The organism is Paenibacillus hexagrammi (assembly GCF_021513275.1).
GTDB classification, from domain to species: domain Bacteria; phylum Bacillota; class Bacilli; order Paenibacillales; family NBRC-103111; genus Paenibacillus_E; species Paenibacillus_E hexagrammi.
This window is the reverse complement of the sequence record NZ_CP090978.1, coordinates 2,694,801-2,708,281: the sequence shown is the minus strand read 5'-3', so window position 1 is coordinate 2,708,281 and position 13,481 is coordinate 2,694,801. Positions and strand designations below refer to the sequence as shown.

Annotated in this window: 16 protein-coding genes and 1 pseudogene; 10 read left to right on the top strand and 7 right to left on the bottom strand. The window is 45.7% G+C overall.

The window, feature by feature from the left end:
* The first annotated feature begins 161 nt into the window (after positions 1 to 161).
* The 3 genes from L0M14_RS11975 to L0M14_RS11965 all read left to right on the top strand — a co-directional run bounded on the left by L0M14_RS11975 (position 162) and on the right by L0M14_RS11965 (position 2,051).
* Complete coding sequence (locus L0M14_RS11975; RefSeq protein ID WP_235122299.1) at positions 162 to 1,088, top strand: polysaccharide deacetylase family protein; 927 nt, start codon at positions 162 to 164, stop codon at positions 1,086 to 1,088.
* A 151-nt stretch (positions 1,089 to 1,239) separates the two neighbouring features.
* Entirely contained in the window at positions 1,240 to 1,527 is a 288-nt protein-coding gene (locus L0M14_RS11970) for an immunity 8 family protein (protein WP_235122298.1), read from the top strand.
* Between the two features lie 125 nt (positions 1,528 to 1,652).
* Complete coding sequence (locus tag L0M14_RS11965; protein WP_235122297.1) at positions 1,653 to 2,051, top strand: SMI1/KNR4 family protein; 399 nt, start codon at positions 1,653 to 1,655, stop codon at positions 2,049 to 2,051.
* 170 nt (positions 2,052 to 2,221) lie between these two features.
* On the opposite strand, the gene L0M14_RS11960 is transcribed toward L0M14_RS11965, so the two are convergent.
* A complete protein-coding gene (locus L0M14_RS11960) occupies positions 2,222 to 3,241 on the bottom strand; it encodes an alpha/beta fold hydrolase (protein WP_235122296.1) in 1,020 nt (339 codons plus the stop codon).
* A gap of 142 nt (positions 3,242 to 3,383) precedes the next feature.
* Here L0M14_RS11960 and L0M14_RS11955 point away from each other — a divergent pair.
* The 4 genes and pseudogenes from L0M14_RS11955 (at position 3,384) to L0M14_RS11940 (ending at position 5,387) form a co-directional block, all read left to right on the top strand.
* Positions 3,384 to 4,297 (top strand): annotated as a pseudogene (locus L0M14_RS11955) (LysR family transcriptional regulator).
* A 136-nt stretch (positions 4,298 to 4,433) separates the two neighbouring features.
* On the top strand, positions 4,434 to 4,742 hold the full coding sequence (locus L0M14_RS11950) for a VOC family protein (RefSeq protein WP_235122295.1): 309 nt from the start codon (positions 4,434 to 4,436) through the stop codon (positions 4,740 to 4,742).
* A 64-nt stretch (positions 4,743 to 4,806) separates the two neighbouring features.
* Positions 4,807 to 5,061, top strand: coding sequence for a DUF3977 family protein (locus L0M14_RS11945; RefSeq protein ID WP_235122294.1), 255 nt, complete (start codon positions 4,807 to 4,809; stop codon positions 5,059 to 5,061).
* A 41-nt stretch (positions 5,062 to 5,102) separates the two neighbouring features.
* On the top strand, positions 5,103 to 5,387 hold the full coding sequence (locus L0M14_RS11940) for a hypothetical protein (protein ID WP_235122293.1): 285 nt from the start codon (positions 5,103 to 5,105) through the stop codon (positions 5,385 to 5,387).
* Positions 5,388 to 5,524: 137 nt separating this feature from the next.
* On the opposite strand, the gene L0M14_RS11935 is transcribed toward L0M14_RS11940, so the two are convergent.
* From L0M14_RS11935 to L0M14_RS30995, 5 genes are read right to left on the bottom strand one after another with little or no spacing between them, the layout of a single operon-like run.
* Positions 5,525 to 6,370 carry a carbohydrate ABC transporter permease gene (locus tag L0M14_RS11935; RefSeq protein ID WP_235122292.1) on the bottom strand — a complete coding sequence of 282 codons (846 nt, stop codon included), beginning with the start codon at positions 6,368 to 6,370 and terminating at the stop codon, positions 5,525 to 5,527.
* Positions 6,367 to 6,984 (bottom strand): carbohydrate ABC transporter permease, encoded by a 618-nt coding sequence (locus L0M14_RS11930; RefSeq protein WP_235122291.1) that lies wholly within the window; start codon positions 6,982 to 6,984, stop codon positions 6,367 to 6,369. The genes L0M14_RS11935 and L0M14_RS11930 overlap by 4 nt, the downstream gene beginning before the upstream one ends.
* The gene (locus L0M14_RS11925) at positions 6,977 to 7,333 is read right to left on the bottom strand and encodes a hypothetical protein (RefSeq protein WP_235122290.1); all 357 of its coding nucleotides are present in this window, start codon (positions 7,331 to 7,333) and stop codon (positions 6,977 to 6,979) included. The genes L0M14_RS11930 and L0M14_RS11925 overlap by 8 nt, the downstream gene beginning before the upstream one ends.
* A 37-nt stretch (positions 7,334 to 7,370) precedes the next feature.
* The gene (locus tag L0M14_RS31000) at positions 7,371 to 7,919 is read right to left on the bottom strand and encodes an extracellular solute-binding protein (protein WP_260115463.1); all 549 of its coding nucleotides are present in this window, start codon (positions 7,917 to 7,919) and stop codon (positions 7,371 to 7,373) included.
* Positions 7,891 to 8,703, bottom strand: a complete 813-nt coding sequence (locus L0M14_RS30995; protein ID WP_260115462.1) for an ABC transporter substrate-binding protein — start codon at positions 8,701 to 8,703, stop codon at positions 7,891 to 7,893. Before L0M14_RS30995 ends, L0M14_RS31000 begins: the two co-directional genes overlap by 29 nt.
* A 323-nt stretch (positions 8,704 to 9,026) precedes the next feature.
* Between L0M14_RS30995 and L0M14_RS11915 the strand changes: the two genes are divergently transcribed.
* From L0M14_RS11915 to L0M14_RS11905, 3 genes are all read left to right on the top strand, one after another.
* Entirely contained in the window at positions 9,027 to 9,566 is a 540-nt protein-coding gene (locus L0M14_RS11915) for a hypothetical protein (protein WP_235122289.1), read from the top strand.
* Between the two features lie 46 nt (positions 9,567 to 9,612).
* Positions 9,613 to 11,226, top strand: a complete 1,614-nt coding sequence (locus tag L0M14_RS11910) for a helix-turn-helix transcriptional regulator (RefSeq protein WP_235122288.1) — start codon at positions 9,613 to 9,615, stop codon at positions 11,224 to 11,226.
* Positions 11,227 to 11,469: 243 nt separating this feature from the next.
* The gene (locus L0M14_RS11905; RefSeq protein WP_235122287.1) at positions 11,470 to 12,639 is read left to right on the top strand and encodes a serine hydrolase domain-containing protein; all 1,170 of its coding nucleotides are present in this window, start codon (positions 11,470 to 11,472) and stop codon (positions 12,637 to 12,639) included.
* Between the two features lie 149 nt (positions 12,640 to 12,788).
* Here L0M14_RS11905 and L0M14_RS11900 read toward each other — a convergent pair whose 3' ends face one another.
* Positions 12,789 to 13,361: a hypothetical protein gene (locus L0M14_RS11900; protein ID WP_235122286.1), complete on the bottom strand. Its 573-nt coding sequence runs from the start codon at positions 13,359 to 13,361 to the stop codon at positions 12,789 to 12,791.
* Positions 13,362 to 13,481 lie beyond the last annotated feature (120 nt).

Genomic DNA, 13,481 nt, shown 5'->3' with positions numbered 1-13,481 from the left:
CGATTAGATCATTCAACTAACTAGGAACGTTAGCGTAGCGAGGAAACTAAACTCATCGCTTGTTTTAGTTTGTATAGTACTTTCGCTCAACTTCAAGGTTGATTACGTCGAAAGAAATGAGGGGGATTCCAATAAAGCATGCCATTTTGATAGGAGTGTTATTGGTTATCACTTTCTGCGGGCTCGCAGCGTGCTCCGGTAAGACAGAGAAATCAAAGGCGCCGAGTACGCAGCACATCGGTTCGATAACTGCGGGCGGTGCGGCGGTCGTACCAGGGTTTGCCCCGGCTACGCTTGCGCCGACTCCGGGTGGGCCCGAACAAGCATATGATAGGGCGTCTCGTGCTACACTACCGAATGCCGCAACGTCGGCGGATACCGACGTAAAAACAGCGCTCATGCACAAATATGAGCTAGCCGTGCCGCGTTCTTGGGGAGAAACAGTGCCAGGCGTCAAGTGGCGGCTCGCCACGGTTGATCGAGTAGTTGCACTGACCTTCGACGCTTGTGGCGGTCTCGGAGGCAGCGGATACGATAAGGTGCTGATCGATTACTTGACGGAGGAGAAGATCCCTGCCACTCTATTCATCAACAGCCGCTGGATCGACGCTAACCCGGATATTTTTCAGTCGTTGGCGGCAAATCCGCTGTTTGAAATCGAGAATCATGGCAAACAACACAAGCCGCTGTCAGTAAACGGCAGGTCGGCCTACGGAGTTAAGGGTACGGGATCCGTGGGCGAGGTCGTGGACGAAGCGCTGTACTACAAACGAACGATCGAGGATCTGACCGGCCGAAAAACGAAGCTATTTCGCAGCGGTACTGCTTTCTATGATGACGTGGCCGTTCGGGTGTTGGGCGACTTAGAGCTGCAACCCGTCGGTTTCGATGTGCTCGGTGATGCCGGAGCAACTTTCTCGGCCAAGCAGATCGAGCAGGAGCTCGGCCGGGTGAAGCCCGGCTCCATTGTGATCTTCCACATGAACCAACCGACCAAGGAAACCGCCGCTGGCATCAAGCTTGCCGTCCCAGAGCTCCGGCAAAAGGGATTCTCGTTCGTGAAATTGGAGGACTACTCCTTGGAATAGTCCTCAGTGCGCGGTCGGACACACTTCCAGCAAATCAGCATCGCTCCTCTGGTATTCATGTTTAAAAACTTTTGCGGGATGACATAATTCAATAAATTACTACGCAGGGTTGCGCTAACTGAGAACGATAGTCTAGCGTTTGGAGGATTGCATGAAATTATTGAACTGGCGTTTCGACGATGACCCACAGGGTCCTTCAGATGAATGGAATTGGGTCGAGGTTACCATGACTTTTGAAGATGGAAGCAAGCGGTGGAGCATCTTGTACACACCTGACAGACTAAAAAATAATTTTTCCCGTAAGAATATCAATCCCCCAGGTTTGTTCATCAAACACATGATAATTGTACGGAGTTATGAAGTAGACGACATTGAGAGAACATTAAGGTATTTAGAGAGTGAAAATGATTTGTTCGAAGCATCAAAACCGCTGAACTAACGAGGAACGATAGCGCAATATCCAGGAGCAGATTGCTGTAGCTGCTGCTTCCTGTTGTCGTTGAAGTAACCGGCAGCATTATTGGGGAATGTCAGAATGAAAACGGTGTTCGAAGGGACAGAACGATGAATAATCTTATTAATGGTCTGGAATTGAACTCACCAACAAACATGAATCTAGTTCTCGAAACGGAAAGCAAGCTAGGGGCAAAATTTCCGAACGATTACAAGGAATTTATTGTTCAATCGAATGGTGCTGAAGGAACTGTAGGGAACGCGTATTTACAACTATGGGCAATTGATGAGTTAGTAGAATTAAACGAAGGTTATGCCGTGAAGGAATTTGCAGACGGACTAATTATTTTCGGTTCCGATGGTGGGGGTACAGCATATTCGTTCGATACTAGATATGAAAAAACAACAATTGTTGAAGTTCCATTTATAGGTATGGACATAGACGAAATAACAATACGCTCTGACACATTTACAGGGTTTCTAAAATACTTAGCTTCTTTGTCCGATTAAGATGACTGAGAACAATAGTTCAACCAGAACAGAGAGCAGGCGGCCGTGGCGATGCTCCCTAATTCATTGAAGTAAAGAATGGGACTAGTAAGTTCTAATGGACCCCAAATACGATCGCTTAGGTTATGACTGCATGAAAGGAATAACTGGGCTGCAATGCAAGTAACGATCTACCCGTTTGTATTAAATGCTAACAGATGCTTTAGATTATCATCGATAAACTGATTATCGGCACTGTTGATTCCGCGACCGGCAAAGTGGCCCCAAATCGACGGGATTGGTCGAAAGACAGCATTAGGAATAAGTTTAGCTTCATATTCATTATCATCCGCTGTGCAGAATAGGTCTGTGCTTCCTGGCATGATGCAGGAACGAGCTTTAATACTCTTAAGTGCCTTATCGAAATCTCCGTTATAGGTGGGGTTTGCACTAATATCTGCATGTTGGCCTGTCCATAACATGGTTAGGACATTATGTGGGTCCATCTTCATAAAGCTATCTTCCCAGATGCCAGTTACAAAATCCTCCAAAGAGTCGAATCCCATCTCACGATAAAGCTCCTCTCTATAAAACGCATGTGATAATCCCCATCCCGCATAGACCCGGCCAACGGCGCGCATATCTGCATAAGTCAGCTGGTTCAGTTTACTTGAATCGAAATCAACTGCAGATAGCAGAGCAGCTTTCATACTGTCTAAGACAACAAATGTATGTGGCCATGGCTTGGCAATTCCCGCGAAAGGTGCAATTCGTTCCACCATATCTGGATAACTTGCCCCCCATTGATATGCCTGAATCCCTCCCATGGACCAACCAACTACGAGTGCAATCTTTTGAATGCCGAACTTTTCGATAATCAGCCGATGCTGAAACTTCACATTATCATAGATGGTCACCTTCGGAAAGTTAGCACGGTCGAATGGCGGTGGCGTGTTACTAGGGGACGAAGATAATCCGTTTCCAAGCAGATTGGGAACGATAATGAAATATTTCGCAGGATCAAGTGCCATTTCACTCCCAATTAACCATTCATTTTGAACATGTTGGTCGCCAAAAGCAGTTGGATAAACGATAACATTATCTTTCGTTTCATTTAATACTCCATAAGTCTTATAAGCAAGAAAAGCGTTCGGTAACGTTACTCCTGATTGCAAAGATACGTCACCCAAATCAAAAATTTCATACTTCATCGTGTTGTTTGCTCCTTTCAAAATGAAAACGTAGATTAAATTTGTATTTCTTGTTGTTAGTATAAATCCGTGATATCCTCAATAAAAGTGAATGGAATTCACAGTAGCATTCAATAATACTGAAAGTTAAGGGGGCCGTATATTGGAGTTTCGTCAACTAAATACATTCCGCACGGTTGCATCAACATTAAATTTCACTCGGGCTGCTGAAGTGCTGAACTACGTCCCTTCCAACGTCACGATGCAAATTAAAGCATTGGAGGAGGAGCTTGGTGTCCGTCTCTTTGATCGCTTGGGCAAGCAGCTCGTTCTCACTACTGCGGGCAAGCGCTTTTTAACTCATATTCAAGGCGTTCTTGATAAATTGGACGAGGCTCACAGCGTCGTTCATGACAATGAAACTCTAGGCGGCACCTTAACGATAAGTGCCAATGAGGTTATTTGCGCTTATCGGCTACCAGCTGTCTTTCAACATTTTCGTTCGCAGTATCCGGAAGTACGTCTGATTTTCCGCTCCGTTCCGAATCAAGAGCTCAAGCAAACGCTCTTTGAGGGAGCCGCGGATATCGTCTATATGTTGGACGAACCCATTCGCTCGACCGGACTCACCGTGGAACCGTTGCTTGAAGAAACTTTCCGCTTGTTCGCTGCGCCAGATCACCCGCTCGCCATACGAACTGTGCTAAAGCTGGAAGATTTTCATGGGCAAGTGTTCCTGACAAATGAGAAAGGTTGTCCCTATCGAACCATGTTTGACCGGTCATTTGAGAAAGAGGGCATCGATAGCATTACGTATTTAGAATTTCAAAGTGCTGAGGCCATTAAACAATGCGCAATTTCAGGAATCGGTATTGCCTTTCTTCCAGAGATCGTGACGTCAGCCGAAGTTGAACGAGGGGAACTGGTACCCTTTCATGGCAAATTCCTGATTTGCACGTGTATACACAGATGTTGTGGCATAAAGACAAGTGGCTTTCACCCATCGTATTATCTTTTATAACAGCTGCAAGGGAAGTATTTACCTTACAAAATGAAAATAAAACCATGTCACGGTAGAGCTAATCAATGATTTCCGTCGTATTGTTCAGATAACGGGGAACGTTAGTGGTAAGCTTGGGGGTGGAGTTCGCCGAGACCGGAAGTTGCTTTATGTTATTATTCTGAATGTCATTTTGTTAAAAGGAGGACCTCAATGAATATAAATGAAACCGGAATTATTTTGTTTTGTGAAAATCATAATGTGGTGCTAAAATTTTATTCTGAAAAGTTAGGGCTACATGTTCGTAAAACAGGAGAGAACTTATCCGTATTAGACTTCGGAAGTAGTTATCTCATGTTGGAGGATTATCCTACAGTTATTCGTTTTAACGTAAATAATTTTGAAGAGGCCGTCTCAGAGTTGAAGCAGCGTGGTGTTTTCGTAGATGTAAAGAAACATGATTGGGGAACGATTGGAGTAATTATTGACCCAGAAGGAAATCGGATTGAATTGAAGGATTAGATTTAACAAGGTAGCAAGTCAGAGGTAGGCCACCTTTTTCAATCCTAGAGGGGGAGGCACCTGATTGAAATATATCGAGATCGGCATTGGGAATACCTGGATGGTTCGTACGGAAATAGAACTTTCTGACGGGTCTGAATTTGAGCAAAAAGGTATTATTATGCCAATTATTTTTCGATCCTTCTATTTGAGAATATGGTTAGGCAAAACAGTTATTATTGTGGACTCCAGAGAAGGTTTGAAAAGAATGAAAAAGACACGACATGCTTTTAAACTTATCTTTGGATTAGCATGTTATGATGAAAAATCCCGGGGTTGAACTAACGTGAGTTCCATGGAGCAGCGACAGTCTACTTCTTCATGTATATGATTGCTGGCACGATCTTTCCAGTTATGATGTCGCTGCTGCAGACTCTGTCTGCAACGGCGCGCGGTACGATTGCGTCCTTATCTAATGCGGTCATGTACACGGCGACAACCATTGGCGCTTATGCAGCCGGTCTGTTGTATGCAGCCTTCCACGGCTTCACGGCTGTCATCGCCTTTACATCAGTGTGCTATCTTCTGTCGATTGTGTTTTGGGTGAACAGCAGGGTGGCACTTATTGACAAGCAAGCCAGAGAAGCGGCGCCGGGAGTAAGTTAACGGCACTGGAGGAGCACTTGGGGAGTACTGAAAAAGAATGAGCAAATGAAGGACCCAAGCAGCTATCAAGGAGCTGCCCAATGATAGAAAAGAGCAGCTGCCAATTCTGGCAGCTGCTCTTCGTCTGTATACCAAGTCTATTCTTTTACAGAGCCTGCCGTCAGCCCGGACACCATATATTTCTGGAAGAAGAGGAACAGCAGGACAATCGGCACTGTCGAAGTCAAGCAAATCGTCATAATATTCGCCCAATCATAGGAGACTTCACCCATATAACGGATAGCGATACCCGGGTTTAGTGTGCGAAGCTCATCCTTGTTAATCAAGGTCAGGGAATATAAGAAATCGTCCCAGGAGAGGATGAATGTATAAATCCCTACGGCAAACACTCCGGGCTTGGACAAAGGCAGCACAATGCGAAACAGAATGCCGAACCGGCTCACGCCGTCGATCTTAGCGGCTTCCTCCAATGACAACGGAATACCATCAAAGAACACCTTGATCATCCAAATAGAGAAGGGAAGAGAAGCCGTAGTGAGTGCGACGGTCAAGCCAAGCCGTGTATTTAACAATCCGTAAGAGTTATAGATCGAATACAAGGCGATAAGCAGTGATATGACCGGCAGCATCTGCGTGGATAGGATCGAGAACATAGCGAATTCTTTGAATTTGAAATGAAACCGTGAGAATCCATATCCAGCCAGCGTAGCCACTAACAAAGTTAGAAGCGTAGTCCCAATACTGACTAACAAGCTATTTTTGTAAAAGATAACAAACGCGCCGTCACTCAGCAGTTTGGTAAAATGTGTAATGACGGGATGAACCGGAATCCATTCAGGCGGCATTTTGAACAGGACGCTGTTATCTTTGAAAGCCGTAACCGCCATCCAATATAAAGGAAACATCAGGAACAGCAAGTACGCAATTAGCGCGATCCAGCGGGCGATGCTGGAAGACAAGCCTTGCAGGGTCGAATTTCTCATCTAGACTTCCCTCCCGAATCCTCGCCGATCGCGAAGAGCTTGTTATATCCCCAGGAAATCAAGACCAGAATGATGAGCCAGATGGCGCCGATCGCGGCCCCTTTTCCTAGATCCAGCTGGATGAACGCTGTTTTATAGCTTAGAATGGCTATTGTCGTTGTGGCGTTCAAAGGACCTCCGCCTGTCATAACCCAGAACAAAGGGAACATCTTGAAGTTCTCGATGATGGAAATCAGAGTAACTGTTTTGATTGTGTTCTTCAGCATGGGCAGGGTAATATAGAGGAATGTTTGCCTCCGGTTGGCACCATCAATCTTGGCGGCTTCATACATATCTTCGGAAATGCCCTGCATACCGGCAAGCAGCATTGTGGTCATAAAAGGGAGCTGTCTCCACAAAGCTGCCGTCATAACAGCAGGGAGCGCCAGCTTAAGATCCGCCAGCCATTGATAAGGCGTGTCTATGAAGCCAAGCTTCTGCAGCATGTAGTTGATGACGCCGTACTGTGGTTGAAACAACCACATCCACAGCAAGGAAGCTACAATGGTAGGAACGGTCCATGGAATCAAGATCAATGTGCGGGTCAATTTGCGAAAACGAATCGGGCTATTCAAGATAACGGCGAGCAGCAAGCCCAGAGGTAAACTGAATCAAGACAATGCCGATCACATAGACAAACGTCGTACGCAGGGAAGTAAAGAACTCCCCGTCTGTTAAAATTTGCTGATAATTGTGGAATTGATTCCACGAATAAGACTTCATTTTTAAAAGTGTAACGTCAAAGAAGCTCATGTAGATCGATTTGACGATCGGAATGCCGATGGTAAAAATCAGGATCAGCATGGCAGGCGCTAAGATGACCAGTAGAAACAAGCGGTCCTTCCAAAGCTCCGATAGACGAAAGCCGGAGGAGGCCGGCGCGCTTTCAGGCACGCCAGGTCCGGGATTTACAGCAGGATTCATCTCTATCACATCCTTGGGTCTTTTATCTGTCGAGGTGTTATTTGATCGACTGCTTCAGCTTGGCATCCAGGTCAGCCGCAACTTTGGCAGGGTCTTGCTTTGCAACGGTCACCTTTTGAAGTGCCTCAGCGATGTCGAGATAAGCTTGTTCCAGACCAGGAGTGTTTTGCGGCAGCGGCTTCACGTACTTGAACTGTTCCATCAGGACTTTATCAAAGTCAGAAGTATTGAATTCAGGAAGTGTGCTGAGCGATTTGCGTGCAGTCAAGACATCGCTTTGCTTGTGGTAGAGCGTAATCATGTCCTTATCTGTTAGGAATTTGATAAAGTCGGCAGCCATTTGCTTGTTCTTGGAAGCTGAAGAAATGACGAGTCCATGCGCTTCACCAATGGAGATGCTTTGACCTGATTTCCCTGCAGGAATGAGCGCGGCGCCCCATTCTTTATCGAACGCTTCGCCTTTACCGCTTAAGTTGCGGAATACGGCTTTTCCATAATAACCGTCTACGTACATGCCGAGCTGTCCGAGAGAGAAGAGGTTACGCAGATCCTTCAGCTTAGCTCCCCTGCGGGGTAATATCTTCATTCGCCAGAGTCTGGTAGTGCTTCAGCGCTTCGATCACCTCAGGCGTATTGACGTTGACCTTGCCGTCTTTATCAAGCACGGTTCCACCAAAGCTGTAAATGTTCTTGAGGGCGATCATGCCGTTAATCGCAAGCTTATCGGTGGCTTCGCCATAGCCGTACACCTTCTCGCCGGCGTCTGTTTTCAGTTTGGAAATTTTGCGTGCTGCATCCATCATTTCATCGTACGTTTTTGGCGGAGCATCCGGCAGACCGGCTTTCTTAAACAGTTCTTTATTATAATAGAGAATGTAAGGTGTAGGGGCCCAAGGCACGCCCATTAGCTTTCCTTGATAAGAAAAGTCTTCTTTAAAGGAAGGCAGGATATCGTTTACATAATCCTTGCCGACAAGATCATCGACCGGAGTAATGATATCGGAAGCTGCGTAGGTGGAGAACCAGGATGGGAAGGTCTGCATAATATCCGGTGCATTACCCGAAGAGGCCATGACGAACGTCTGCTGTTTAATGTCTCCGAACGGAATGCCGACGAACTCAATTTTTACATTAGGGTGCTGCTGTTCAAAAGCTTTGGCCATCTCTTCGAGTGCGCCTTTCGTTGCCGCTTCGCTAATACTCCATGACGCAAATTTCAATGTGATCGGTTGATTGCTAGCTGGAGTTGATGTACTACCATTGGAAGTGTTGGACGCATTGGATGCTGGCGCTTCGCTTGTACTGCATCCTGCCAAAGCTCCTGCTAATAAGGTACTTGCCAGTAAGCTACTCGTTAGTTTCTTTTTCATCTTATAGACCTCCTATAAATTGACGGTGTTGTTGTGCCATTTCATCATAGCAAGCAGGGAAGAGGCTGCCTATTTTCGATTCCTGACTTTTATTCATGAAGGCTGACATTTTGCATGGCAAATTTACGACTTGGATCTCAAAATCTTGATATAGTGCGATTTTTAAGGCTTTTCCCAGTATCATCTTTTCATGACATTCGTATCGAATTTATGATAAAACGTATCATTTATCAGAATTTCGTTCAAATTCCTACTTATTTATGAAATAATAAAGACCGTGACAGCGTTCAACTAGATGCATACATGAAACGACGGTGATTGAGTTGAAAACCAACCGAACTTTTTTCTTTTATTTCCTATCTTACTTACTGGTCATTATCGTTCCTGTCATCAGTATCGGAGTCTTCTCCTATCAATTGGCCATTCATACGGTGGAGGACGAACTGAGTCAAGCCAATGTCCTTCTGGTGAATCAGGAAAGCGCCTCCATGAACCAAGTGTTCCGGGATATCCATTCCTTGTCCGTCGCAATCGGTTTGGACGGCAAAGTGTATGCCTACGCTAAGCATGCTGAGGATCCCTATTTACTTAATGACGTTAAGGATTTAGTGAAGACTTGGGCTTCGTCCAGTAATCTGGTTCATTCGATTCAGCTGTATGTGAAGAAGTCAGACGGCATGATCTCCTCAAATGGTTTAGGCGGACTCACTCCGGCTGAAGAAGGTGCTATGACCATGCAGCTCCTGCACCAAAGCGGTAAAAAGGAGCTCTGGCTGCCCACCCAGACTCGTACGGATAAGGATGGGAATCCCGTCCAAATCGTAACCTGTCCTTACGAAGCTGCCTTATGCCTATCCGGATGAGCTTGGATTCGCAGCTATTCATCTTTATGCGGATAAACTATCGCAATTGCTGCTGGATATGGGTGGCAATTCGCATACTAACACTTATTTAACCACGTTAAATGGTGAGTTAATTTCTTCCAGAATGGTCGCAGCTTCTCAGTATGAACCGCTTATTGCTTCTGCAGCTAAGATGGCTAATCAAGACGGCGATCACTACTATGTAGATTCAACGCGAAAAGTACCTTCATTAATTACTTATTCCAAACCGATGGATAACGGCTGGCTGCTTATATCGGAGACCCCGATGAATTATTTGATTCATAAGCTTTCTTTTATTCGGAATGTGACAGTTACAGTATGTTTGCTCCTTATCGTTATCGGTGCTGTGATTTCGTATTTTTTGTCCAGGTCCATCTATTTGCCATTCAAACGGCTGCTGCATCTCAATACATCACTCGAATCTTCCTTCCGGGCAAGTCTTCCGGCTATGCAGGAACGCTTCGTCGACCATCTTCTGAATAACAAAATCGGAAGCAGTTCGGAAATTCAAAGCCAGATCGACTTCTTCCAGAGCAGGCTGACTCCTCTTGGATACGTTGTGATGCTGATTGAAATCGATAATTATCCGCTGCTTGTGAACAGTTACTCATCAATGGATTTGAATCTGTATAAATTTGCAATCGGCAATATCGCGGAAGAAATCGTAGGAGAACCATTCAACTGCTTATCTACAGAAGGAAAGGCGAATCAGCGGGCCTTGCTCATCAATGTTAGAGAGACTACGCAAAGTGAGCTTACGATCATTCTAAAGGAGATAGCCACACGTGTCTCGGCCACAATTTATTCGATGCTCAAATTCACGGTTACGATAGGAATCGGTAATCGGTACGAGCACATTGAAGATGCGTACATGTCATATAATGAAGCGTTGGATTCGATCCAGCACAAGCTGGTCTTAGGTGCGAATCAAATCCTATTTTATCAGGACATTGCCCAAGATAGGAGCGGTATCGATTATTATTATCCGTTCCAGCTTGAGAAACACATGATGAATTTACTCAAAAAGGGTGATACGGAGGGAGCTCTTGCTTGCCTGGACAGTTTGACCCAAGAGGTGAAGGAGAAGAGGGACTTGTCCCACGCCAATATTTTCCGTATTTATACTCGATTGTTGGATGCTGCGCTCGAAGCTCTGACCGAGCTAAATGGAACCATCGGCAAAGCGTTCGGTGAGGATGTGCTGTTATATCGAGAGCTGGCTGGCAGAGAGACTGTCGATGCGATCCATGAATGGTTTGGAAGTACGATCATCACTCGAATCGCCGCCTATGCAGCCGTCAAAGAGCAGTCCAATCCATTGGTGGACAAAGCAGTCCAACACCTGCAGCAGCATTTCCGTACCGATTTATCCGTTGAGGAAGTCGCGGAAGCTGTTGGCATCAATCCAGCATATTTAAGCCGCCTATTCAAACAGCAGGTGGGGAAGACCATCGTTGAATATTTGACGAACCTGCGTCTGGAGGAGAGCAAGCAATTGCTGTCTGAGAGCTCATTAAACATTCATGAGATCGCCCGCAGTATTGGCTATAACAATACGAATAGCTATATACGCTTTTTTAAAAAGTATGAAGGCATTACACCTGGGGATTATCGTAAACAAAATTCAACTGGCGGGTAAACGGAAAAGAAATCATTCGCACTTGAAGTGTGGATGGTTTCTTTGTGTATGAACGAAACCTTTTACAGGAACCAACAATCTTTTTCGCTCGGAGGCGCTTCTAATAATTCATATATGGTAAGAGTTGACTTGAAAATCGGGAGGTAAACGAAGGGGACTTTCTACTTTGGCGACGCCGATTTGGATTATCACACCTTTCCTTTATAATAGAATATGAAAACGTTTACGAAAGGGGCTTTTACTGTGAGGAAACACAATCGACTGAACGAGCGTCTAACACCGCTATTCAAGAGTTTTATGGAAAAGGGACCGGCCGGATGCGCCTGTACGGTAGTGCGCAAAGGAGAAGTCCTCTATCAGGAAACAATGGGTTACGCCGATTTGGATACAAAGAAAGAGATTGATTTACATACCATCTATCGGATCTATTCGATGACGAAAGTCGTCACTTGTGTAGCAGCACTGCAGCTTTATGAGAAGGGGCTATTCCTCTTGAATGATCCTTTAGATGAGTACTTGCCGGAGTTCCGCGATCCTCAAGTGTACCGATACAATGACTTTGGTGAGATGAGTGTGGGACCAGCTGCAGGACCTATCAGAGTAAAGGATCTCTTTATGATGACATCAGGGCTAACCTATGGTGGTGAAGGAAATGAAACGGAGCGGCAAACCCGTAAGATCATGGAACACGCAGCGGAAACCATGGATACTCGAACGGCACTGAAGGCATTAGCCTCCGTACCTCTTGCCTTTGATCCCGGTACACGCTGGAAATATGGACTCAGTCACGATGTACTAGCTGCATTAGTTGAAGCCTTATCCGGCAAGACCTTTGGTGAATACCTTCGTCAAGAAATCTTTGAGCCGTTAGGTATGAACGACACCTTCTTCCGAATCCGGGAAGACATGCGGGAACGACTTATCACGATGTATGATATCGATGAAAACGGCCGGCTAACGCCTAATCTTAAATTCGACGCTTGTTACCAGCCGGATTGCAAGTTGGAGAGCGGGGGAGCCGGGCTGCTTTCCACGTTGGGGGATTACAGCAGGTTTGCGCAAGCTCTCGCGCGGAGAGGTGAATTGGATGGAGCTCGTATTCTTAGCCCAAAGACGGTGCAGCTGATGGCGACGAACCACTTAAATGCCCAGCAATTGCAGGATTTTAGCTGGTCGCCAATGAGCGGATATGGCTATGGACTAGGTGTCCGGACCTTGATCGACCCTGCTGCTGGCGGAGTGAATGGTACACTTGGTGAATTTGGTTGGGCAGGCTTGGCGGGTTCCTATGTATTGATCGACCCGAAGGAAGAGCTTTCCATTGTATACATGCAGCAAATGCTGCCGAGCCATGAACCTTTCATTCATCCGCGACTGCGGAATGTCGTTTATGGTGCAATGGAGTTAGAATAAAAAGATACGGAAGTTCGGAATGAATTCTACTTGATCAATAAGAGAAAGGAGCTTGCTAGATGCAGCTCCTCTCTTGTTTAGTTGATATGAGTATAGATTATATACCAGCTCGGATGACGAAGTTGTTTATCCATGTAAGATGGTTCCATTTACAGCTTGATGTTTTGCGAACGGTAGGATGCGGGCAACGAAGTTGTCGGTTTTAGCTTTGACGCCACGATCACATAACCCATCCCAACATAAGCCAGTCCCCAGAAGAACGCGAAATATTTGTTATCTTCAACCGGTAAAACCATAGAAACCAGCATCAAAATGAGTAGAGCCGGAATCCATTTCGGAAATCTCTTTGCCCGGAACGTGATGAAAGTAAAGGCTAAGGTTCCTCCTGTCAAACCGACAAGAGCAAACAATCGCATGACCATGAAAACAACACCTTCTGCTTGCATGGATCCCAGCATCGCTCCAATCATAACAACTGTCGCCACATTGCCGAGGATCATGGCAATCACCGTGACAAGTCCGACCTTTCTCGTTTCTTTTGACTGAACGAGATAGAAGACAATCGTGCCGATCGACATGAGTATGCTAGCGATAAGCCCGCATATCAGCTCCGGCCTACTATCTGTCCCCCAAATAAGGGAACTTGGGGTCATTCCCATTCGCGAAATCCCTGCCACGAAACAAATTACGCCTAACCATCGGATTACTCGTTCTTCTTTCATCGTAAACACAGCCTCCTGTTATATATAGATTCACCTTCATGAGCTTGATTATAGAGAATAAGATATCCTGTGAAACAGAGCAGGGGTGTCACAATATGTAAGGAAACAGGATTGGGATAT

Excerpts from the sequence above, each read along its gene's own strand:
- L0M14_RS11970 (WP_235122298.1), top strand. The coding sequence starts at position 1,240 with ATGAAATTATTGAACTGGCGTTTCGACGATGACCCACAGGGTCCTTCA.
- L0M14_RS11965 (WP_235122297.1), top strand. The coding sequence starts at position 1,653 with ATGAATAATCTTATTAATGGTCTGGAATTGAACTCACCAACAAACATG.
- L0M14_RS11960 (WP_235122296.1), bottom strand. The coding sequence starts at position 3,241 with ATGAAGTATGAAATTTTTGATTTGGGTGACGTATCTTTGCAATCAGGA.
- L0M14_RS11950 (WP_235122295.1), top strand. The coding sequence starts at position 4,434 with ATGAATATAAATGAAACCGGAATTATTTTGTTTTGTGAAAATCATAAT.
- L0M14_RS11940 (WP_235122293.1), top strand. The coding sequence starts at position 5,103 with ATGTATATGATTGCTGGCACGATCTTTCCAGTTATGATGTCGCTGCTG.
- L0M14_RS11935 (WP_235122292.1), bottom strand. The coding sequence starts at position 6,370 with ATGAGAAATTCGACCCTGCAAGGCTTGTCTTCCAGCATCGCCCGCTGG.
- L0M14_RS11925 (WP_235122290.1), bottom strand. The coding sequence starts at position 7,333 with ATGAATCCTGCTGTAAATCCCGGACCTGGCGTGCCTGAAAGCGCGCCG.
- L0M14_RS31000 (WP_260115463.1), bottom strand. The coding sequence starts at position 7,919 with ATGAAGATATTACCCCGCAGGGGAGCTAAGCTGAAGGATCTGCGTAAC.
- L0M14_RS30995 (WP_260115462.1), bottom strand. The coding sequence starts at position 8,703 with ATGAAAAAGAAACTAACGAGTAGCTTACTGGCAAGTACCTTATTAGCA.
- L0M14_RS11900 (WP_235122286.1), bottom strand. The coding sequence starts at position 13,361 with ATGAAAGAAGAACGAGTAATCCGATGGTTAGGCGTAATTTGTTTCGTG.